20 protein-coding genes and 1 tRNA gene are annotated in these 18,364 nt (G+C 72.9%); 12 read left to right on the top strand and 9 right to left on the bottom strand.

Translation table 11 applies throughout. From position 1 onward, the window contains the following. Positions 1-4: 4 nt before the first annotated feature. The 4 genes from LH62_RS10645 to msrA all read right to left on the bottom strand — a co-directional run bounded on the left by LH62_RS10645 (position 5) and on the right by msrA (position 3,069). Complete coding sequence (locus LH62_RS10645) at positions 5-751, bottom strand: polysaccharide deacetylase family protein (RefSeq protein WP_236552527.1); 747 nt, start codon at positions 749-751, stop codon at positions 5-7. Continuing rightward, a complete protein-coding gene (locus LH62_RS10640; RefSeq protein ID WP_082012469.1) occupies positions 748-1,869 on the bottom strand; it encodes a beta-propeller fold lactonase family protein in 1,122 nt (373 codons plus the stop codon). The genes LH62_RS10645 and LH62_RS10640 overlap by 4 nt, the downstream gene beginning before the upstream one ends. 189 nt (positions 1,870-2,058) lie before the next feature. Then, positions 2,059-2,496, bottom strand: coding sequence for a peptide-methionine (R)-S-oxide reductase MsrB (gene msrB, locus LH62_RS10635; RefSeq protein ID WP_052214118.1), 438 nt, complete (start codon positions 2,494-2,496; stop codon positions 2,059-2,061). A gap of 12 nt (positions 2,497-2,508) precedes the next feature. Beyond that, a complete protein-coding gene (msrA, locus tag LH62_RS10630) occupies positions 2,509-3,069 on the bottom strand; it encodes a peptide-methionine (S)-S-oxide reductase MsrA (protein ID WP_043361165.1) in 561 nt (186 codons plus the stop codon). Between the two features lie 140 nt (positions 3,070-3,209). On the opposite strand from msrA, the gene LH62_RS10625 reads away from it, so the two are divergent. The 6 genes from LH62_RS10625 (at position 3,210) to LH62_RS10600 (ending at position 8,796) form a co-directional block, all read left to right on the top strand. Further along, entirely contained in the window at positions 3,210-4,046 is an 837-nt protein-coding gene (locus tag LH62_RS10625) for a glycosyltransferase (protein WP_043361163.1), read from the top strand. Positions 4,047-4,068: 22 nt separating this feature from the next. Next, positions 4,069-5,184, top strand: a complete 1,116-nt coding sequence (locus tag LH62_RS10620; protein WP_043361161.1) for a class I SAM-dependent RNA methyltransferase — start codon at positions 4,069-4,071, stop codon at positions 5,182-5,184. Between the two features lie 47 nt (positions 5,185-5,231). After that, positions 5,232-5,864, top strand: coding sequence for a class II aldolase/adducin family protein (locus LH62_RS10615; RefSeq protein WP_043361158.1), 633 nt, complete (start codon positions 5,232-5,234; stop codon positions 5,862-5,864). Positions 5,865-6,126: 262 nt separating this feature from the next. Further along, the gene (locus LH62_RS10610; protein ID WP_043361157.1) at positions 6,127-7,815 is read left to right on the top strand and encodes a tetratricopeptide repeat protein; all 1,689 of its coding nucleotides are present in this window, start codon (positions 6,127-6,129) and stop codon (positions 7,813-7,815) included. Continuing rightward, positions 7,815-8,666 (top strand): 4-(cytidine 5'-diphospho)-2-C-methyl-D-erythritol kinase, encoded by an 852-nt coding sequence (locus LH62_RS10605; protein WP_043361155.1) that lies wholly within the window; start codon positions 7,815-7,817, stop codon positions 8,664-8,666. The genes LH62_RS10610 and LH62_RS10605 overlap by 1 nt, the downstream gene beginning before the upstream one ends. Before the next feature lie 55 nt (positions 8,667-8,721). Then, positions 8,722-8,796, top strand: a tRNA-Gln gene (locus LH62_RS10600). Between the two features lie 49 nt (positions 8,797-8,845). Here LH62_RS10600 and LH62_RS10595 read toward each other — a convergent pair. The 3 genes from LH62_RS10595 to pal form a co-directional block, all read right to left on the bottom strand. Beyond that, positions 8,846-10,735 (bottom strand): monovalent cation:proton antiporter-2 (CPA2) family protein, encoded by a 1,890-nt coding sequence (locus LH62_RS10595; RefSeq protein ID WP_043361152.1) that lies wholly within the window; start codon positions 10,733-10,735, stop codon positions 8,846-8,848. A 3-nt stretch (positions 10,736-10,738) separates the two neighbouring features. Next, positions 10,739-11,284: an NAD(P)H-dependent oxidoreductase gene (locus tag LH62_RS10590; RefSeq protein ID WP_043361150.1), complete on the bottom strand. Its 546-nt coding sequence runs from the start codon at positions 11,282-11,284 to the stop codon at positions 10,739-10,741. Positions 11,285-11,364: 80 nt separating this feature from the next. After that, a complete protein-coding gene (gene pal, locus LH62_RS10585) occupies positions 11,365-11,895 on the bottom strand; it encodes a peptidoglycan-associated lipoprotein Pal (RefSeq protein ID WP_043361148.1) in 531 nt (176 codons plus the stop codon). 112 nt (positions 11,896-12,007) lie between these two features. On the opposite strand from pal, the gene LH62_RS10580 reads away from it, so the two are divergent. Continuing rightward, a complete protein-coding gene (locus tag LH62_RS10580) occupies positions 12,008-13,408 on the top strand; it encodes a phospholipase D-like domain-containing protein (RefSeq protein WP_043361147.1) in 1,401 nt (466 codons plus the stop codon). A gap of 13 nt (positions 13,409-13,421) precedes the next feature. Here the strand turns inward: LH62_RS10580 and LH62_RS10575 are convergent, their stop codons facing one another. Then, the gene (locus LH62_RS10575) at positions 13,422-14,036 is read right to left on the bottom strand and encodes a hypothetical protein (RefSeq protein WP_043361145.1); all 615 of its coding nucleotides are present in this window, start codon (positions 14,034-14,036) and stop codon (positions 13,422-13,424) included. Positions 14,037-14,217: 181 nt separating this feature from the next. Between LH62_RS10575 and LH62_RS10570 the strand changes: the two genes are divergently transcribed. From LH62_RS10570 to LH62_RS10550, 5 genes are all read left to right on the top strand, one after another. Next, positions 14,218-14,742: a prolyl-tRNA synthetase associated domain-containing protein gene (locus LH62_RS10570; RefSeq protein WP_043361142.1), complete on the top strand. Its 525-nt coding sequence runs from the start codon at positions 14,218-14,220 to the stop codon at positions 14,740-14,742. A 97-nt stretch (positions 14,743-14,839) separates the two neighbouring features. Further along, a complete protein-coding gene (locus LH62_RS10565; protein ID WP_043361139.1) occupies positions 14,840-15,790 on the top strand; it encodes a tetratricopeptide repeat protein in 951 nt (316 codons plus the stop codon). Between the two features lie 10 nt (positions 15,791-15,800). After that, positions 15,801-16,472: an LON peptidase substrate-binding domain-containing protein gene (locus LH62_RS10560; protein WP_052214116.1), complete on the top strand. Its 672-nt coding sequence runs from the start codon at positions 15,801-15,803 to the stop codon at positions 16,470-16,472. 11 nt (positions 16,473-16,483) lie between these two features. Then, entirely contained in the window at positions 16,484-16,687 is a 204-nt protein-coding gene (locus LH62_RS10555; RefSeq protein ID WP_043338233.1) for a Trm112 family protein, read from the top strand. A gap of 7 nt (positions 16,688-16,694) precedes the next feature. Continuing rightward, positions 16,695-17,066: a gamma-butyrobetaine hydroxylase-like domain-containing protein gene (locus tag LH62_RS10550; RefSeq protein WP_043361137.1), complete on the top strand. Its 372-nt coding sequence runs from the start codon at positions 16,695-16,697 to the stop codon at positions 17,064-17,066. A gap of 1 nt (position 17,067) precedes the next feature. On the opposite strand, the gene LH62_RS10545 is transcribed toward LH62_RS10550, so the two are convergent. Then, positions 17,068-18,339, bottom strand: a complete 1,272-nt coding sequence (locus LH62_RS10545; RefSeq protein ID WP_043361136.1) for a UbiH/UbiF/VisC/COQ6 family ubiquinone biosynthesis hydroxylase — start codon at positions 18,337-18,339, stop codon at positions 17,068-17,070. Between the last annotated feature and the right edge of the window lie 25 nt (positions 18,340-18,364).

The raw sequence follows: 18,364 nt of genomic DNA, 5'->3' as shown, positions 1-18,364 counted from the left end.
GGTTTCAGGCCTTGCCTTGCGGCGGCAGGGTGGCGAAGCACAGGCCGCGCGCCTGGAGGCCGGCGATCACCTCCTCCAGCACATGGGCGAAGGGGTCCTGGCGGCTGCGGATGCCCCAGTGCAGCACCACCACCTCGCCGTCGCGGGTGGACTCGATGGCGCGGCGGGCCAGCGTCGCATTGGGATGGGCGGCGCTGTCCAGGTCGTCGCCCCAGAAGCCACGCGCGGTCCAGCCCTGGTGGCGGAGGCCGCAGGCGGCGGCAAGCGCAACGGCATTCGGCGTCGTCCGCCCGCCGGGCGCGCGCCAGAGCGGCAGGATGCGGGCCTCGGGCGCCATCTGGCGCAGGCGGGCGATGGGGCGTTCCAGCTCGGCGCAAAGGGCGCGCTGATCGAGCACCTCGCTCCCCGGGCCGGTGCGGTTGGCGTAGCGGACCTGGCCCGGCGCCGGGTCGCCGCGGAAGTACCAGTGGCGCCAGGTGTGGCTGGCGAAGGCGTGGCCCTCGGCCGCGCGGGCGCGCCAGAAGGGTGCCCAGCTATCGTCCAGGGTGCGGTCGCCACGGAAGGTCGGCTCGTCGGCGAGGAAGAGCGTGGCGCGGACGTCGCGGCGGCGGAGGATGGCGGCGATCTCCTCCGCCTCGCGGCTCCAGCCGGTGTCGATGGTGAGGTAGACGGTGCCGCGGCAGGCCGGTTGCTGGGCGGCCGCGGCAAATGGCAGCCCGCCGAGGCCGCCGAGCAGCGCGCGCCGCCTCACCGGCGCAGCCATTGCCGCCACCAGGATGCGGCCTCGGCAGGCGCGGCGGGCGGCGGCGTGACGGCGGCGGGGACGGGGGACGGCGCGACCGGCGTCGCGCTCACCGGCTGGACCGCGCCTTCGGCCTGGAGATCCTCCGGCTCGCTCGCGGCGGTGGCGGGGCGGGGGGCGGGCAGGCCGGCGCTCGGCACGGGGGCCATCGGCTCGCGCCGCGGCTGGACGAAGATGCCGTGCGGCGAGCGGCCGACGGGGATGGTCTCGGCTTGGCCCGTCGCCGTGTCCACCACCGCGACCTTGGCGATCCAGCGCAGCGTCACCCACATCCTGCCCTCGGGGTCGAAGGCAATGCAGTCCGGCCCGCCGGGGATGTCCCAGCGCGCCTTCGGCTCCAGCGTCTGCGGGTCGAGCACGGTGATGCGGCTGTCGACGCGGCTGGTGACGTAGAGCGCACGGCCATCGGGCGCGGGGAAGATGGTATGGGCGCCGCGGCCGATGAAGACGGTGCGCTCAAGCTTCGCCTCGACCGGATTGACGACGGCCACGTAGTCGGAACCCATGATGCCGACCAGCAGCCGACCGTTGTTCCAGATGACGCCCGCCGGCTGCGAGCCGACCTCGACGGACCAGGCGGGCTTCCGCTCGGCGAGGTCGATGGCCATCAGCCGCCGCGCGCCCTGGAGGGTGACATAGGCGAATTTGCTGTCGGGCGAGAAGGCGAGGTGGCTCGGCTTGTCCGGCACCTTGAGCCGGGCGAGCAGGGTGCGGCTGCCGGCCTCGTAGATGTCGACCTGGTCGCGGCGCAGGCTGGTGACCACCAGGTACCGCCCGTCCGGGCTGTGCTCCATGTGGTAGGGGTTGCTGAAACGCTCGCGCCGGGTCACCTCGGCCGTGGCGGGATCGAGGAAGAGCAGCTCGTTGCCGCCCGAATCGCCGATCATCAGTTCACGCCGGTCGGGGGTGAGGATGAGGTGATGCACCTCCCGCAGCACGGGGATGCGCCGCACCTCTTCCCGGCTGATGCTGTCCACCACGCTGATGGAGGCATCGGCCGAGTTGAGGACATAGATCAGGTTGGCCTGGGCGAGGCCCGGCAGGGCAAGGGCCAGGGCGAGAGCCATGGGCCAGAGCGGCCGCGGCCGGGGCCCGCACGGCCGGGCCCGCTCTGGCCTGTTGTCTGGTCGCATTTTCCGGGTTGTCCGGCGCTTCGCGCCGGACTTGAAAATGCTCGGGAGCCGCATTCTGGGTGCCTTAGGACTGGGTCGCCCAGGAATTCAGCGCGGCTCGGTAAATGGCAAGTTGATAGTCGTTCAACCCCCGGCCGAAACGGGTTCGAAGCGCAGCGAGACGCCGTTCATGCAGTAGCGGAGGCCGGTCGGCGCCGGCCCGTCCGGGAAGACATGGCCGAGATGGCCGCCGCACTTCGCGCAATGCACCTCCGTCCGGGTCATGAAGAAGCTGCGGTCGGTGGTGGTGCCGACATTGCCCTCGATCGGGGCGAAGAAGCTCGGCCAGCCGGTGCCGCTCTCGAATTTGGTGCCGGATTCGAAGAGCGGCGTGCCGCAGCCGGCGCAGGCGAAGGTGCCGGGGCGCTTCTCCGCATTCAGCGGGCTGGTGCCGGGGCGCTCCGTGCCGTGCTCGCGCAGCACGCGATAGGCCTCGGGCGAGAGGCTGGCGCGCCATTCGGCGGCGCTTTTCTGCACCGGGTAGTCGGCCTCGGGGGCGGGTTCCTTGCGGAAGAGGGACATGGCTCGTTCTCCTTACGCCGCCGGGCGCTTCAGCCGGTCGGCATAGACCTTGCGGAATTTGGCGACCTTCGGCGCGATGACGACGCGGCAGTAGCCGCTCCAGGGGGTGCGAGCGAAATAGTCCTGATGCTCCGCTTCGCCGGGCCAGAACCGGTCGAGCGGCTGCACCTCGGTCACCAGCGGGGCGTCCCAGATGTTGCTCGCGCCGATTTCCGCCATCACCTCGGCGGCGACCTTCGCCTGCTCCGGCGAATGGGTCAGGATGACGGAGCGGTATTGCGGCCCCACATCGGCGCCCTGCCGGTCCTTGGTGGTCGGGTCATGGATGGTGAAGAAGACCCGCAGCAGATCGGCATAGGAGACCTGGGCTGGGTCGAAAGTGACCTGCACCACCTCGGCATGGCCGGTCTTCTTGCCGCAGACCTCCTCATAGGACGGGTTCTCGGTGTGGCCACCGGCATAACCGGAGACGACCCGCGAGACGCCGCGCAGGTCGCGGTAGACCGCGTCGAGGCACCAGAAGCATCCGCCGCCCAGGGTCGCAGTTTCGGTTGCCAGTTCCGTGCCGCTCATCGCGCGCCTCCTTATCTCAGCTTGCGCCCGATATAGGGAGCCGGGGGCCGGGATGCAGCGGGGCGCCGGCCTGCCCTGGCTTGGTCGCAATTCGCCAATATGTCCCCGGCAGACTGCGTGCCTTCCAACCGGGGTAGACCATGACCGCCGCCACCGATGCCTGCGACTGGAGCATCGTCCTGTTCACCCGGGGCGAGGCCGCGCGCCTGGCCCGCTGCCTCGCCGCCATCCGCCGGGCCGCCGAGGGCCGCGACGCGCGGGTGACCGTGCTGCTGCGCGGCAGCGAGCGGGAGGCGGCGGCGCTGGCCGGACGGCTGGGCGGCGCGGCGCCGGGCCTCCGCCTCTATGCCCTGCCGCAGGGCGACCGGGCGAATGCCTGGAACCAGTATGTCCATGCGCTGCGGCCGCAGGCGTCGATGCATGTCTTCCTCGAGGACCATGCCGAAATCGGGCCGGAGGCGCTGCAATCCCTGGCTGCCGCGCTCGCGGTGGAGCCGAGGGCCGAGGCGGCGACCGCCCTCCCCTCGGAAGGCCGGGATGCGGCGGCGCGGCGGACCCGACTGCGACGCGGCGGCCAATTGCATGGCACGCTGCACGCACTGCGCGGCCGCTGGGTCGAGGCGCTGGCGGCCGAGGGGATGCGGCTGCCGGTCGGGCTGGAGCGCATCCACCCTGTCCTCGCCCGCCGGCTCGGCGACCGCATCACCGTGGCCGAGGAGGCGAGCTGGCAGCCCCTGCCGCAGCGCCTCGGCGAAGGCTGGCGCCGCCGGCTGCGCGCCGCGCGGGCGCGGATCGAGGAGGCCGCCCTGGCCGGGCGGGAAACCTTGCCTGAATTCGCGCAGCCCCTGCTGCGCGACTGGCTGGCGCGGCAGGCAGGACCGGGCGAAGGGTTCTTCGACTGGCTCGCCCGGCGACGGCTGGCGCTGGAGGCCATCCCCTCGCCCGAGGCGCTGCGGCCGCGCCCGGTCCTGGTATGAGCGCCGTCACCATGCGGGCCCGATGACGGCCGCGGATAATTTCGAGATCTTTCTCGCCACCGCGCCGGGGCTGGAGCCGGTGCTCTGTGCCGAGGTGCAGGGCAAGGGGTTCCGCCAGCCGAGGCCGGTGCCGGGCGGCGTCGTCCTCCGCGGCGGCTGGCCGGAGGTCTGGCGGGCCAATCTCTGGATCCGCGGCGCCGGGCGGGTGCTAGCGCGGCTCGACGCCTTCCCCGTGACGCATCTCGCCCAGCTCGATGCCCGCGCCCGCCGCGTCGCCTGGGGCAGCGTGCTGCGGCCGGACGTGCCCTTCCGGGTGGAGGCCTCCTGCGCCGGGTCGCGCATCTACCACAGCGGCGCCGCGGCCGAGCGGATCGCCACCGCCATCCGCGAGACGCTCGGCGCCCCGGAGGCAGCGGAGGGCGGGGTGCTGGTGCGGGCGCGGATCGAGCGCGACATCTGCACCCTGAGCGTCGACACCTCCGGCGAGCCGCTGCACAAGCGTGGCTACAAGGAGGCGGTCAACCCGGCGCCGATGCGGGAAACGATGGCCTCGCTCTTCCTCCGGCAATGCGGCTTCGACGGCACCGAGCCGTTGCTCGACCCGATGTGTGGCTCCGGCACCTTCGTCATCGAGGGGGCGGAGATCGCGGCAAGGCTCAACCCTGGCCGCGCCCGGCACTTCGCCTTCGAGCAACTCGCCACCTTCGATGCGGAGGCCTGGGCGCGCATGCGGGCGGTGCGGAGCGAGCGGGCGCCCGCCGCCCATTGCCACGGCAGCGACCGCGATGCCGGCGCCGTCGCCATGAGCCAGGCGAATGCCGCCCGCGCCGGCGTCACCGGCATCGCCGATTTCCGTCAGGCGACGATCAGCGAGATCGCTCCGCCCGAGGGCAAACCGGGGCTCGTGGTGATCAACCCCCCCTATGGCAGCCGCATCGGCGAGCGGCAGGCGCTGCTCCCGCTCTACCGCGCGATGGGGCAGGTGCTGCGGAGCCGCTTCGCCGGCTGGCGCGTCGGGCTGGTTGCCAGCGAGCCGAGGCTCGCCCATGCCACCGGCCTGCCCTTCCTTCCGCCCGGCTCGCCGGTGCCGCATGGCGGGCTGCGGGTCACGCTCTACCGCACCGCGCCGCTGCCCTGAGCGCGCGCGCCGTGCTTTCATGCGCGCGCAACGGGCAGGGCCAGGGCATGGCAGCAGGGGAGATCATCGCCGCGGCGCGGGCGCTGGACGCGCTCGGCTTCATGCCGAGCAAGTCGGGCAACCTCTCGGTCCGCACGGCGCGCGGCTGCCTCATCACCCCGGCGGGCCTGCCCTATGCGGAGACGGCACCGGTGGACCTGGTCGAAGTCGCCCTCGACGGCCGCATCCTCGCCGGCCATCGCCGTCCCTCCTCCGAATGGCGGCTGCATGCGGCGATCTATGCGGCGCGGCCGGAGGCGGGGGCGGTGGTGCATACCCACAGCCCCTTCGCCACCGCCCTCTCCTGCGCGCGGCAACCCATCCCGCCCTTCCACTACATGATCGCCCTCGGCGGCGGCGCCGATATCCGCTGCTCGGCCTATGCCACCTTCGGCACGGCGGCACTGGCCGAGGCCTGCGTCGCGGCGCTGGAGGGCAGGCGGGCCGCGCTGCTGGCCAATCACGGCGCCGTCGCGCTCGGGCGGACGCTCGCCGGCGCACGGACGCTGGCGATGGAGGTGGAGAACCTGGCGCGGCAATACCTCGCCCTCCGCGCCGCCGGCCTGCCGCCCGCGCTGCTGACCGAGGCCGAGTTGGGCGAGGTCTTCGCGCAGTTCGGCGACTACGGGCGGCTCACCTGACGTTCAGCCCGCGCACTGGGCAGTCTCGACGCCGCGCCGCTCCAGTGCCCGGCCACCGGCATGGACCACGCGGATATCGGGCGTGCGGCCTCGCCGGAGGGCGGGCTGACCGGTATGCACCCCCGGCGACGGCAGGCGGTCGCCGAGCCCATCCGCAGTACGACGGACAGGTTCTGGTGCAATTTCGCAACAAGCGCCGGCTGCGGCGCCCGTGCCACGGGGCGATACCGCCGCGCGGCAATCTGTTCTAGCCTCGGCGCCGATGCAGTTCCCCGGTCCCCCGTCCCGGCTCGCCCTCCTGGCCGCCGCGCTTCTCTCCGCCTGTGCCGCCAGCGGCCCGCGCAGCGGCTCCGGCCCGTCCGGCCAGCCCGATTTCGGCGCCTACCTCACCGGCCGCTTCGCCGCCGCCGAGACCGATACCAAGACCGCCGCCGACCGCCTGCTCGAGGCGCTGAAGGCCGACCCGGACCAACCGGAGGTGCTGAACCGCGCCTTCCTCGCCGCCCTGCTCGACGGCCGCTCGGACGCCAACCGCCTCGCCCGCCGCCTGCCGGACAATCCGGCCGCCAACCTGCTGCTTGCCGGCGGCGATGTGCAGGGCGGCCGCTGGGACCGGGCGGAGCAGCGCCTGCGCACCCTCAACCGCAGCGGGCCCGTACAGGTGCTCCAGCCGGTGATGCTGGCCTGGGTGCAGTTCGGCCGTGGCCAGGTGGAGCAGGCGCAGGCGACCCTCCGCCCGCTGGTCGAGTCCAACCGGCTGCGCGCGCTGAACGCGCTGCACGCCGCCCTCATCGCCGATCTCGCCGGCAAGCCGCGCGAGGCGGAACGGCTGGCCCGCCTCGCCGTCGCCGACCAGCCGCAGCCGCCCTGGCGCCTCGCCGTGCTCGCCGCCGGGGTGCTGAGCCGCGCCGGCCGCGCCGACGAGGCGAACCGGCTGATGGACGAGGTGATGGCGAGCGGCGAGGATGCGGCCCTCGCCGCTGCCCCGGCCAACCGGCGGCTGGCGCTGGCCGCCCGCGGCGTCGCCTCGCCGGCGGATGGCATTGCCGAGGCCTATACCGCACTTGCCAGCGCCCTGCGCGGCCAGGGCTCCAACGACTTCGCGCTGATCCTGGCGCAGCTCGCCCTCCGGCTGCGGCCCGGCTTCGCCCCGGCGCTGGTGCTGGTTTCCGACACGCTGGCCGACCAGAACCACCCGGAGGCAGCGCTCGCGGCGCTTGGCCAGGTCGCCGGCGACGATCCGCTGGCGCCGGTGATCGCGCTTCGCCGCGCCTCCCTGCTCGACAAGATGACCCGGACGGAGGAGGCGGTGGCGCTGCTCCGCGGCCTCGCCGGGGCCAATCCGGCCCTGCCGCAGCCCCCGGCCCGGCTTGGTGACCTGCTGCGGCGGCACGAGCGCTTCGCCGAGGCAGCCGAGGCCTATGACCAGGCGTTGCGCCGCAGCGGGCCGGTCGATGCGGCGGACTGGCCGCTCTTCTACGCCCGCGGCATCGCCCGCGAGCGTTCCGGCCAGGCGGCGGCGGCCGAGGCCGATCTGCTCCGCGCGCTCGAGCTCTCGCCCAATCAGCCCTATGTGCTGAATTATCTCGGCTACAGCTGGGCCGAGCAGGGGAAGAATCTCGACCGCGCCAAGGCCATGCTGCTGCAGGCGACGGAGCTGCGCCCGCAGGACGGCAACATCGCCGACAGCCTCGGCTGGGTGCTGTTCCGTCTCGGCAACCTGCCGGAGGCGGTGACTTGGCTGGAGAAGTCGGTCGAGCTGGAGCCGCGCAGCAGCGTCATCAACGACCATCTGGGCGATGCCTACTGGGCCTCGGGCCGGCAGCGGGAGGCGCAGTTCCAGTGGCGCCGGGCGCTCGCCCTCGACCCCGAGACGGCCGAGGTGCCGAAGATCCAGCAGAAGCTGCGCGAGGGCCTGCCCGGCTACCCCGCCTCCACCGCGCAGCGTTGATGCCCGCCGAATCCGCGCCCGCGAAGGTCAACCTCCACCTGCACGTCACCGGCCGGCGGGCGGATGGCTACCACCTGCTCGACAGCCTCGCCGTCTTCGGCCCGGCGGCGGATGAGGTGGCGGCCGCGCCGGCCGAGGGGCTGTCGCTCGCCCTCGATGGCCCCTTCGGCGCGGGGCTGGCAGCGGAGGCGGACAACCTCGTGCTGCGCGCGGCCCGGGCGCTGGCGGAGACCGCCGGCCTCTCCCCCGGCGCGGCGCTGCGGCTCACGAAGCGGCTGCCCATCGCCTCCGGCATCGGTGGCGGCTCGGCCGATGCGGCGGCGGCGCTGCGGCTGCTCGACCGGCTCTGGGGTCTCGGCCTCGGCGAAGCGCGGCTGGCGGAGATCGGCGCGCGGCTCGGGGCGGATGTGCCGGTCTGCCTCGCCTCCCGCCCGATGCGGATGCAGGGCGTGGGGGAGCTGCTCTCCCCGGCCCCTGCCCTGCCGCCCTGCGGGCTGCTGCTGGTCAATCCCGGCCTCGCCCTGGCAACGCCGGCGGTGTTCCGGGCGCGGGAAGGCGGCTTCACCCCGCCCGCCACCCTGCCTGCCGCCTGGGACGATGCGGCGGCCATGGCGCGCGACCTGGCGGCGCTGCGCAACGACCTGGAGGCGCCGGCGATTCGTCTCTGCCCGCCCATCGCGGAGGTCCTGGCCGCGCTCCGCGCCCTGCCCGGCTGCTTGCTGGCACGGATGAGCGGCAGCGGCGCGACCTGCTTCGGCCTTTTCGCCACGCCGGCCGCGGCGGAGGCGGCGGCGCCCACCCTGCCGGGCGGCTGGTGGCGCGCGGCGGGGCCGTTGCATCGCGCCGCATAAGGCACGCTTGGGGCTTTACGCGACGAAGCCCCGGCCCTATCCAGTGCGCCGCCGCTGGGGCGTAGCCAAGCGGTAAGGCAGCGGTTTTTGGTACCGCCATTCCCAGGTTCGAATCCTGGCGCCCCAACCATCCCTCGCCGGTCGAGCCCTGCAGGCCGGCGCGCAGCGGATCGGCCCGGTCAGCTTTCCGCCCCGCTCGGTGCCGCCTGCCGCCGCACCTCCTCGACCACGCTCGCGGTGTCCCAGCCATCGTCGGTGGCGAGGCGGCCGCGGGCTTGGTCGCGCTCCAGCACGCCGACCAGTTGCTCGGAGGCTTCGCGCACCGCCACGCGGTAGCGCCCGTCGTCGTCGCGCAGCGCCCCCAGCCGGTGCAGCGTGCGCAGGTCGTGCCGGCGGAACAGCCGTCCGGCCCGCTCCGCCTCATAGGCCGGCAGGCCGAGCCGGCGCAGCGCCTCGATGCCCAGCTCGAGCGCGGAGCTGAAGGTTTCGCGCACCATTGCATGGGCGCCGGCCTCGATCACCGCATAGGCATGGCTGCGGTCGGCGGCGCGGGCAAGGATCTGCGCCTGGGGAAAGTGCCGCCGCACCGTGCCGATGATGGAGAGCGTCGTCTCCGGCGCATCGGTCGCCACCACCACCAGCGCCGCCTCCGCCGCGCCCGCCGCCTGCAACAGGTCGAGCCGCGAGGCATCGCCGTAGAAGACGCGGAAGCCAAAGCGCCGCAGCGCCTCGATCGTCTCCATGTCGTGGTCGAGCACGGTGACGGGATGGCCCTGCGCCATCAGCAACCGCCCGACGATTTGCCCGAAGCGCCCGAAGCCGGCGATGACGACGCTGCCCTGCGGCTCGATCGCATCCGGCTCCGGCGCAAGGTCGGTATCGGCCAGCCGGTCGGCGAGGCGGCCATAGGCCATCATCAGCAGCGGCGTCACCGTCATGGAGAGCGCGACGACCGAAACCAGCAGGCTCGCCTCCGCCGCCGGAAGCACGCCGTTCTGCGTGGCGAAGGCGAGCAGCACGAAGGCGAACTCGCCGCCCTGGGAGAGCACCAGCGCGGTCAGCAGCACCTCCGTCCGCGGCCGCCGCGAGGCCAGCCCCAGCCCGGCCAGCACCGCCGCCTTCACCAGCACCAGCAGCACGACCAGCCCGGCGACCGTCAGCGGCGCCGCCGCGACCTGAGCGAAGTCGATCCCCGCTCCGACCGACAGGAAGAAGAGGCCGAGCAGCAGTCCTTTGAAGGGCTCGATATCGCCCTCCAGCTCGTGCCGGAACTCGCTGTCGGCCAGCACCACGCCGCCGAGGAAGGCGCCGAGCGCGGGCGAGAGGCCGACGGATTCCATCAGCAGCGCGATGCCGACGACGAGCAGCAGCGCCGAGGCGGTGAAGATCTCGCGCAGCCGCGTCTCGGCGATGAGGCGGAAGACCGGCCGCGTCAGCAGCCGCCCGCCCAGCACCACCGCGGCGACGGCACCGAGCACGGCCAACGCCTGGCTCCAGGGCGGCAGCGTCGCAATCCAGCCATCATCGTGATGCGCCGCCCCGCCGGTCGCCGCCGTGAAGGCGAGCAGCGGCAGCACGGTGAGGATCGGGATGACCGAGACATCCTGGAAGAGCAGCACGGCGAAGGTCGTCTCGCCGCCGCCGGTCTTCAGCAAGCCGCGCTCAGCGAGGATCTGCAGGGCGATGGCGGTCGAGGACATGGCCAGGATGAGGCCCGCCGCCAGCGCCATCCGCCAGTCGTAGCCGAAGGCGAGGCCGATGGCGCCTACCGCCAGCGCGGTCAGCCCGACCTGCAGCCCGCCCGCCCCGAGCACCGGCCCGCGCATCGCCCACAGCCGCGCCGGGCGCAGTTCCAGCCCGACGAGGAAGAGCATCATTACCACGCCGAATTCGGCGAAATGCATCACCTCGCCCGCATCGCCCGCGAGGTGCAGGCCGAAGGGCCCGATCGCCACCCCCGCCAGCAGGTAGCCGAGCACCGAGCCGAGGCCGAGCCGCTTGGCGATCGGCACCGTGGCCACCGCGGCGAGCAGGTAGACGAAGGCCTGCCCCAGGAAACTCTCGCCCATCGTTCAGGCCTCCACCGCGTCGCGCAGGTTCCGTAGCAGCGCGGCATACTCCGCCGCGTGCCGCTCCAGCGCCGGTTGTTCCAGCAGATACGTGCCATGCAGGATGAAGGGCGGCAGCCAGCGCATCCGGCAGAGCCGCGCCGTCGCCTCAAAGGGGCGGAGGAATTCCTCGAGGGAATGACGGTTCATCCCCTCCGGCCCATAGGCCGTCTCGGCACCGCCCGCGGTGACGGCCGAGAGCATCGCCTTGCCGGCCAGCGCCGTGCCCTCACGCCCGAAGGCGAAGCCGTGTTCCAGCACCAGGTCCTGCCATTCCTTCAGGATGGCGGGCGAGGAGTACCAGTAGACCGGATGCTGGAAGACGATGACGTCGTGCTCGAGCAGCAGCGCCTGCTCCGCCTCCACGTCGATCAGGAAGTCGGGATAGGCCTCGTAGAGATCATGCAGCCGGACGCCCTCCACCTGCCGGGCGGCGGCGGTGAGCGCGGCATTGGCGCGGGACCGCCGGCGCACGGGATGGGCAAGCAGCACGAGGATGCGCTGGGGCATGAGGGGTCCTGTCCTGGGGAGGGACAAACTCGGTTCTGTCCCTCCCCCCGGTCAAGCCACCCGTTCGGCGAGGAAGCCCCTCAACGCACCGTGGTCACGGCGCGGCGGTTCTGCGCCCAGGCCTGCTGGTCGGAGCCGAGGGCTGCCGGCCGGTCCTTGCCGAAGCTGATCGTCGTGATCCGCGTCCCGGCGACGCCCTGCGAGACCAGCACGTCACGCGCCGCATTCGCCCGCCGCTGGCCGAGGGCGAGGTTGTACTCGCGGGTGCCGCGCTCATCCGCATGGCCTTCAACCATGACGGTCACCTGGCGGTACTGCTGCAGCCAGGCCGCCTGGCGCTCCAGCACCGGGCGCTGGTCGGCGCCCACGGTCGAGCTGTCGGTCACGAAGTAGACGCGGTCGCCGACATTCGCGGCCAGATCCTCCTGGCTGCCGGGCCGCGCATTCGCGCCGCCGCGCCCGCCCCCTGGCCCGCCGAGCCCGCCCTGATTGGCCGCGCCGAGGCTAGAGCCTCCGCCCTGCCCGGTCGCCGCGGCGTTCTGGTCCGAATCGGAGGAGCAGCCAGCGAGCAGCGCCATGGCGGCCAAGGCAGCGAAAGTCCTGATGAGCATGCGATCCTGATCCCTGAAACCGGCCGGATATGGCAGCAGGTCCTGACTGGTTTATGAGTGTCGCCCCGGCCGGGTCCCCGCGACACCGGGCCGGTCATAGGGCCATGGAGGGATGATGGCGACCACCGGCCTGATGGTGCTTCACGTTATGCTCGCGGCGCTGGTGACCATGCACGTCCTGCTCCGCAAGCGCGACGTCGGCACCTCGATCGGCTGGATCGGCCTGACCTGGCTTTCGCCCTTCCTCGGCGCCGGGCTCTACTGGCTCCTCGGCATCAACCGCGTCGCCAACCGCGCCCGGGCGCTGCGGCGCCCCCCCGGCCGGCACCTCGCCGATGCGGACGAGCCCTTCCCGTGCCGGCTGCCGCCGGGTTTCATCGCCCTCGACCGCACTGCGCGCCGCCTCTCCGGGCACGCCGCCCTGCCGGGCAACCGGATCACGCCCTTGCAGAATGGCGATGCCGCCTATCCGCGCATGCTGGAGGCCATCGAGGCGGCCGGGCACTCCGTCCTGCTCTCCAGCTACATCCTGCGCGACGACGCGGCCGGCCGACCGATCCTCGACGCGCTGATCCGCGCGCATGGGCGCGGCGTCGCGGTCCGCGTGCTGGTGGATGGCATCGGCGGCGGCTATTTCCTTTCGCCCGCCTGGCGCCGGCTGCGGCGGCATGGCGTGCCCGCGGCGCGCTTCATGCACACCTCCCTGCCCTGGCGCATGCCCTTCCTCAACCTGCGATCGCACAAAAAGGTCCTCATCCTCGACGGGCGCTTCGCCTTCACGGGCGGGCTGAACATCGGCCGCGAGAACCTGCTCGCCAGCCATCCCGCCCACCCGGTGCGCGACATCCATTTCGCCATCGAGGGGCCGGTGACGGCGCAGCTCGTCGAGGCCTTCGCCCGCGACTGGCACTGGGCGGCTGGCGACGGCGACCCGTTGCCGCCGCCCGCCGCCGCGCCGCCGCCTGCGGGCGAGGTGACAGCCCGAATCGTCACCTCCGGCCCGGACCAGGACCTCGAGAAGATCGAGACGCTCACCCTCCAGGCCATCGCCTGCGCGCAGCACTCGATTCTGGTGCTGACGCCCTACTTCCTGCCCGACAGCCGGGTGATCACCGCTCTCGGCCTGGCCGCCCTGCGCGGCGTCGCGGTCGACATCGTCGTGCCGCAGCGGAGCGATCACCCCTTCGTCGACTGGGGCATGCGGGCGCATATCGAACCGATCCTCAGGGCCGGTTGCCACATCTGGTACAACCCGCCGCCCTTCGACCATTCGAAGCTGATGGTGGTCGACGAGGGCTGGAGCTTGATCGGCAGCTCCAACTGGGACACGCGCAGCTTCCGCCTGAATTTCGAGCTGGATGTCGAGATCTACGACACCGCCATGGCCGCCGCCCTGGCCGATGTGGTCCGGCACCGGCGCGGCCGGCGGCTGCTGGCCGCGGAACTGGCCCAGCGGTCCCTGCCCGTGCGGCTGCGCGACGCGGCGATGCGCCTGGCGCTGCCCTATATCTGATCGGCCTATCTGATCAGCGGCGCTCGGGCCCGACCCGGCAGGGTGAGGAAGCCGGCGCCCTGGCATAGCTGCACACGACATAGCCCGGCAGGTCGAGGCCGTCCTCGATGCGGGCGAAGCCGGTATCCTCGCCGGGCCGCAGAAGCCCGGTTTCCTGCGAGAGCAACTTCGACCGGTCGGTGGCGAAAAGCACCTTCACCGGGAAGTCGCAGCGGTTGGTGAAGCGCACCGCCCGCTGCTTCGGCTCGCCCTCGCCGCCGCGCCGCAGGTCGCGGGCCGCGCAGGCCGGCGTGACCAGCGGCGCCACTGGCTCCGGCGCGGGGGCAGCCTCGGGAACGGGGTCCGCCACGAGCGGCTCCGTGGCCGCCTGCGGCGCCTCCGGCTCCGGCTGCCGGACCGCGGCCAGCGCCTCGGCCAGGATGGGCCGTCGCTCGTCGCACTCCTCGCCGCGCCGCGCCAGCTCCCGCCGCATCTGGCCGCCGCTGACCGGGTTGTCGCGCCAGGTGCAGAGCTGCGCCGTCGGCACCTGCTGCATGCGTTCGCCGCCGATCCGGTCGAGGGCTGCGCAGGCGCCGAGCGGCAGGGCGAGCCCCAGCAGGACAGCGGCATGGGACCGGCGCAAAGGCATGGGAGGCGGGTTTCCTGAACGGGATGGGGGCGTGCCATCCAAGCGCCGCAGCGGCGCAACGGTTCAGCCAGGCAGGAGGTCGATGCGGCGGCGCACCGCGCGGCCAAAGGAGGTTTGGGGGGTTGCCGCGCAACGCGGCTTTCGGCACAGCCTTCTCCTGCCCAAAACAACAGTTCCCCGAATGCCCGAGACTCCCGAATCCCTGCTGGCGCGCCTTGCCGCGCTCGGCATCGAGACCACCACCACCGCGCATGCCCCGGTTTTCACCGTGGCGGAAAGCCAGGCCCTGCGCCGCAGCCTGCCGCAGGGCGAGGCAGGCGGCCACAGCAAGAACCTGTTCCTACGCCCCGCGAAGTTCGGCCCCGGCCCGCATCTGCTGGCGGTGCTGGAGGAGGATCGCAAGGTCTCGGTCAATGCCCTCGCCCGCGCCGTCGGCGCCGGCCGGGTGGAAATGGCGCCCGCCGAGGATCTCCGCCGCCTGCTCGGCGTCGAGCCCGGCTCCGTCACCCCCTTCGGCATGGTGAACGCGCCGCCCGGCACCGTGCGGGTCCTGCTCGACGCAGGGTTGCTGCGGGATCACGAGGTCGTCCACTTCCACCCGCTGGTGAACGGCATGACCACCGCCATCCGTCCGGCCGACCTGCTGCGCTTCCTTGAGCATCTCGGCCACCGGCCGGAGCTGGTGGAGCTGCCGTCCGCCGGATGAAATATTGAAACGGCCCCCGGACGCCCACCATCTGCGCCCTGCCCATTGCCCTTACGCCATACCGGCGCATCTATGACCGCATATGAGGAACCCTGACATGGACGTCATCTTCGACCCGAACCGCCAGGCCCCCCCCGCCGGGGCCCCGGCCGGCGGCGCCGACCTGATCGTGGAGGGCGACCAGAAGACCTTCATGCAGGATGTGGTCGAGGCCAGCCGCCAAGTCCCCGTCCTCGTCGATTTCTGGGCGACCTGGTGCGGCCCGTGCAAGACGCTGACGCCGGCGATCGAGAAGGTGGTGCGCGCCGCCGGCGGACGGGTGAAGCTGGTCAAGATCGACATCGACAAGAACCGGGCGCTCGTCCAGCAGCTGACGCAGCTCGGCCTGCCGCTGCAAAGCGTGCCGACCGTCGCCGCCTTCTGGCAGGGCCAGATCGCCGACCTGTTCCAGGGCGCGCTGCCCGAGGGCGAGATCAAGCGCTTCGTCGAGGGGCTGCTGAAGCTCGCCGGCGGGCAGATGCCCTCCGCCGACCTGCTCGCCGAGGCCAAGGCCGCCGCCGAGGAGGGTGATCACCAGACCGCCCTCCAGATCTACGGCGCCCTGGTGCAGGAGGAGCCGGAGAACCCGGAGGCCTTCGCCGGCGTCGCCCGCAGCCTGATGGAACTCGGCCAGGAAGAGCAGGCGCTCCAGGTCCTCGACAACCTCCCGCCCAAGATCGCCGACCACGCTGCCATCGCCTCGGTCCGCAGCACGCTGGAACTGGCCGCCGAGGGCCGCCTCGCCCGCGAGAAGACCTCCGAGTTCGAGGCGCGCCTCGCCGCCGACCCGAACGACCATGAGGCGCGGATCGAGCTCGCCGTCGCCCTCAACGCCGCCGGGGACCGGGCCGGCGCCGCCGAGGCGCTGCTCGAGGCCTTCCGCCGCGATCCCGCCTGGAACGAGGAGGCGGCACGCAAGCAGCTGCTGAAATTCTTCGAGGCCTGGGGCTTCTCCGACCCGGCGACGGTGGCAGGGCGGCGCAAGCTGTCCTCGCTGCTGTTCCGCTAGCGCCGCCACGGTGGCAGCCCCCCGCGCCGAGCCACTTGCGCTGCCGGCCGAGATCGCGGTCTTCCCGCTGTCCGGGGCCTTGCTGCTGCCCGAGGGGCGGCTGCCGCTGAACATCTTCGAGCCGCGCTACCTGGCGATGACGGAGGACAGCCTGGCTGCCGGCCGGATGTTCGGCATGGTCCAGCCGGACCCGGCCGCGCCGCGGGGCGAGACAGGCCCCGGGCTCTACCGCATCGGCTGCCTCGGGCGGCTGACCTCCTTCGCCGAGACGGAAGACGGGCGCTTCCTCATCACCCTGACCGGCGTGACCCGCTTCCGCATCGCCGAGGAGCTGGCGTTGCGCCGCGGCTACCGCCGGGTGCGGGCCGATTACGCCGCCTTCCACGCCGACCTCGCCCCCGCCGCGCCGACCGCGCTCGACCGTGCGGCGCTGCTCGCGGCGCTGCGCCCCTTTTTCAAGGTGCGCGGGATCGACGCGAATTGGGAGGCGGTGGAGCAGACCGCCGATGGCGAGCTGGTGACGACGCTCGCCATGATCTGCCCCTTCGAGGTGCCGGAAAAGCAGGCCCTGCTGGAGGCGGCGACGCCGGCCGAGCGCGCCGCCATGCTGATCGCCTTGCTCCAGATGGGCGCCCATGGCACCCCATCCGGCGACGCGCCGCCCCGCGGGCGGCTGAGCTAGAGGACCACGCCATGAGCCACGCCACCACCGACGCCCCGCCCCCCGAGGTGGACCCCGCCCTGCTGGAGATCCTGGTCTGTCCGCTGACCAAGGGCCCGCTGCGCTACGACCGCGCCGCCGGCGAACTGATCAGCGACCAGGCCCGGCTCGCCTATCCGATCCGCGACGGCATCCCGATCATGCTGCCGGACGAGGCCCGCCGCCTCGACGATTGAGCGGCCCATGCCGACCCCGACCGAGATCCGCCTGATCCGGGCCGAGCGCCTGCTGGAGGTTGCCTTCGACGATGGCAGCCGCTTCCGCCTGCCAGCCGAGTACCTGCGCGTCGAGAGCCCCTCGGCCGAGGTGCAGGGGCATGGGCCGGGGCAGAAGGTGCTGGTCGCCGGGCGGCGCGAGGTCGGCATGCTGCGGCTGGAGCCGGTCGGCCACTACGCCATCCGCATCGCCTTCGACGACCTGCATGACAGCGGGATCTACAGCTGGGACTACCTGCACCGGCTGGGGGTGGAGCAGGCGGAGCGCTGGGCCGCCTATGAGGCGGCGCTGGCGGAGAAGGGGCTGAGCCGCGACCCGCCGCCGCGGCGGAAAGGCTAGCCTACCCCGCCTTCATCAAGCCCTGTCCCGCCAGAAGCCCCGTCACCCCCGGGCCGAGCCCCATCGCCTGCCGGGCGAAGGCCCGCTTCAGCCCCGGCATCCGATCGACCGCCGCGATGCCAAGGCGCCGCGCGATCCGGACCGGCGCGAAGTCGTTGCCGAAGAGCCGCTCCAGCGCGTGCATGCCCGTGAGCATCAGCAGCGTGTCAGGCCGCCGCCGCGCCTGATAACGCGCCAGAACCTGCGCTGCGCCGGGATCGGCCCCGGCATTCCAGGCGGCGATCACCTCCTCGGCCAGTGCCGCCACGTCGCGGAAGCCGAGGTTGAGCCCCTGCCCCGCGATCGGATGCACCCCATGCGCCGCATCGCCGATGAGGGCGAGGCGCGTATCCGTCCAGCGATCCACCAAGAGGGCCGAGAGCGGGTAGGACCAGCGCCGCCCGATCGGCTTCACCGCACCCAGATGCGGCCCGAGCCGGCGCCCCAGCTCCCGCCCGAAACCCGCGTCGTCGAGCGCCAGCATCCGCCGGGCAATCGGCGTCCGGTCGGCCCAGACAAAGGCGGAGGCATGGGGGTAGGCGGCCGTGCCGAAGCGGTCCGGCCCCGCCAGCGGCAGCTGCGCGAAGGGCCCGTTCGGCAGGAATTGCTCGAGCGCCACACCCTCATGCGGCAGCTCATGGGCGAAGGCGCCGACCATGCCGATCTGGTGGTAGTCGAGTGTCGTCGCGCGGATGCCGGCCTGGCGGCGGAGCGGACTGTTGCGCCCCTCGGCGGCGACCACCAGCCGCGCCTGCAGCACCTCCCCGGTCGAGAGGCGCACTGTCGCACCATCGGCCCGCCGCTCCACCTCGGCCGTCGCCGGGGCGAAGACACGGAGACTGGGCATCTCCGGCATCGCCGCGTTCAGCGCCATCCGCAGGCTTCGCGCCTCGACCATGTAGCCGAAGGGCTCCTCCGAGACCTCGGCCGCCTCGAACATCAGCGAGAGCGGCGAGGCCGGCTCGCCCGGACGCCCGTCGGCGACGCGGATGCGGCGGATGCCGCAGGGCTCGGCCGGCAGCCGCTCCCATACCCCCGAGGCCGCCAGCAGCCGCTTCGAGGTAAGGGCGATGGCATAGGCCCGCCCGTCGAAATCCGGCAGCGCCATGGGCGGCAGCGGCGCGCTGTCCACCACGGCTACGGGCAAGCCGGCGGCGGCCAGCGTCGCGGCGAGGGTGGCGCCGACCGGCCCGGCGCCGATCACGCAGACGGCCAACTCGGTGTTCGATGTCATGACTGGCTCATCCCATGGCTGCGAC

It is taken from the genome of Belnapia sp. F-4-1 (genome assembly GCF_000802185.1).
GTDB lineage: Bacteria > Pseudomonadota > Alphaproteobacteria > Acetobacterales > Acetobacteraceae > Belnapia.
This window is presented reverse-complemented; position numbering and strand designations above follow the sequence as displayed.

Excerpts from the sequence above, each read along its gene's own strand:
- LH62_RS10615 (WP_043361158.1), top strand. The coding sequence starts at position 5,232 with ATGGCAGCAGGGGAGATCATCGCCGCGGCGCGGGCGCTGGACGCGCTC.
- LH62_RS10595 (WP_043361152.1), bottom strand. The coding sequence starts at position 10,735 with ATGGGCGAGAGTTTCCTGGGGCAGGCCTTCGTCTACCTGCTCGCCGCG.
- pal (WP_043361148.1), bottom strand. The coding sequence starts at position 11,895 with ATGCTCATCAGGACTTTCGCTGCCTTGGCCGCCATGGCGCTGCTCGCT.
- LH62_RS10640 (WP_082012469.1), bottom strand. The coding sequence starts at position 1,869 with ATGGCTCTCGCCCTGGCCCTTGCCCTGCCGGGCCTCGCCCAGGCCAAC.
- LH62_RS10555 (WP_043338233.1), top strand. The coding sequence starts at position 16,484 with ATGAGCCACGCCACCACCGACGCCCCGCCCCCCGAGGTGGACCCCGCC.
- LH62_RS10575 (WP_043361145.1), bottom strand. The coding sequence starts at position 14,036 with ATGCCTTTGCGCCGGTCCCATGCCGCTGTCCTGCTGGGGCTCGCCCTG.
- LH62_RS10580 (WP_043361147.1), top strand. The coding sequence starts at position 12,008 with ATGATGGCGACCACCGGCCTGATGGTGCTTCACGTTATGCTCGCGGCG.
- LH62_RS10625 (WP_043361163.1), top strand. The coding sequence starts at position 3,210 with ATGACCGCCGCCACCGATGCCTGCGACTGGAGCATCGTCCTGTTCACC.
- LH62_RS10570 (WP_043361142.1), top strand. The coding sequence starts at position 14,218 with ATGCCCGAGACTCCCGAATCCCTGCTGGCGCGCCTTGCCGCGCTCGGC.
- LH62_RS10620 (WP_043361161.1), top strand. The coding sequence starts at position 4,069 with ATGACGGCCGCGGATAATTTCGAGATCTTTCTCGCCACCGCGCCGGGG.
- LH62_RS10590 (WP_043361150.1), bottom strand. The coding sequence starts at position 11,284 with ATGCCCCAGCGCATCCTCGTGCTGCTTGCCCATCCCGTGCGCCGGCGG.
- LH62_RS10545 (WP_043361136.1), bottom strand. The coding sequence starts at position 18,339 with ATGACATCGAACACCGAGTTGGCCGTCTGCGTGATCGGCGCCGGGCCG.
- msrB (WP_052214118.1), bottom strand. The coding sequence starts at position 2,496 with ATGTCCCTCTTCCGCAAGGAACCCGCCCCCGAGGCCGACTACCCGGTG.
- LH62_RS10550 (WP_043361137.1), top strand. The coding sequence starts at position 16,695 with ATGCCGACCCCGACCGAGATCCGCCTGATCCGGGCCGAGCGCCTGCTG.
- LH62_RS10565 (WP_043361139.1), top strand. The coding sequence starts at position 14,840 with ATGGACGTCATCTTCGACCCGAACCGCCAGGCCCCCCCCGCCGGGGCC.
- LH62_RS10610 (WP_043361157.1), top strand. The coding sequence starts at position 6,127 with ATGCAGTTCCCCGGTCCCCCGTCCCGGCTCGCCCTCCTGGCCGCCGCG.
- msrA (WP_043361165.1), bottom strand. The coding sequence starts at position 3,069 with ATGAGCGGCACGGAACTGGCAACCGAAACTGCGACCCTGGGCGGCGGA.
- LH62_RS10605 (WP_043361155.1), top strand. The coding sequence starts at position 7,815 with ATGCCCGCCGAATCCGCGCCCGCGAAGGTCAACCTCCACCTGCACGTC.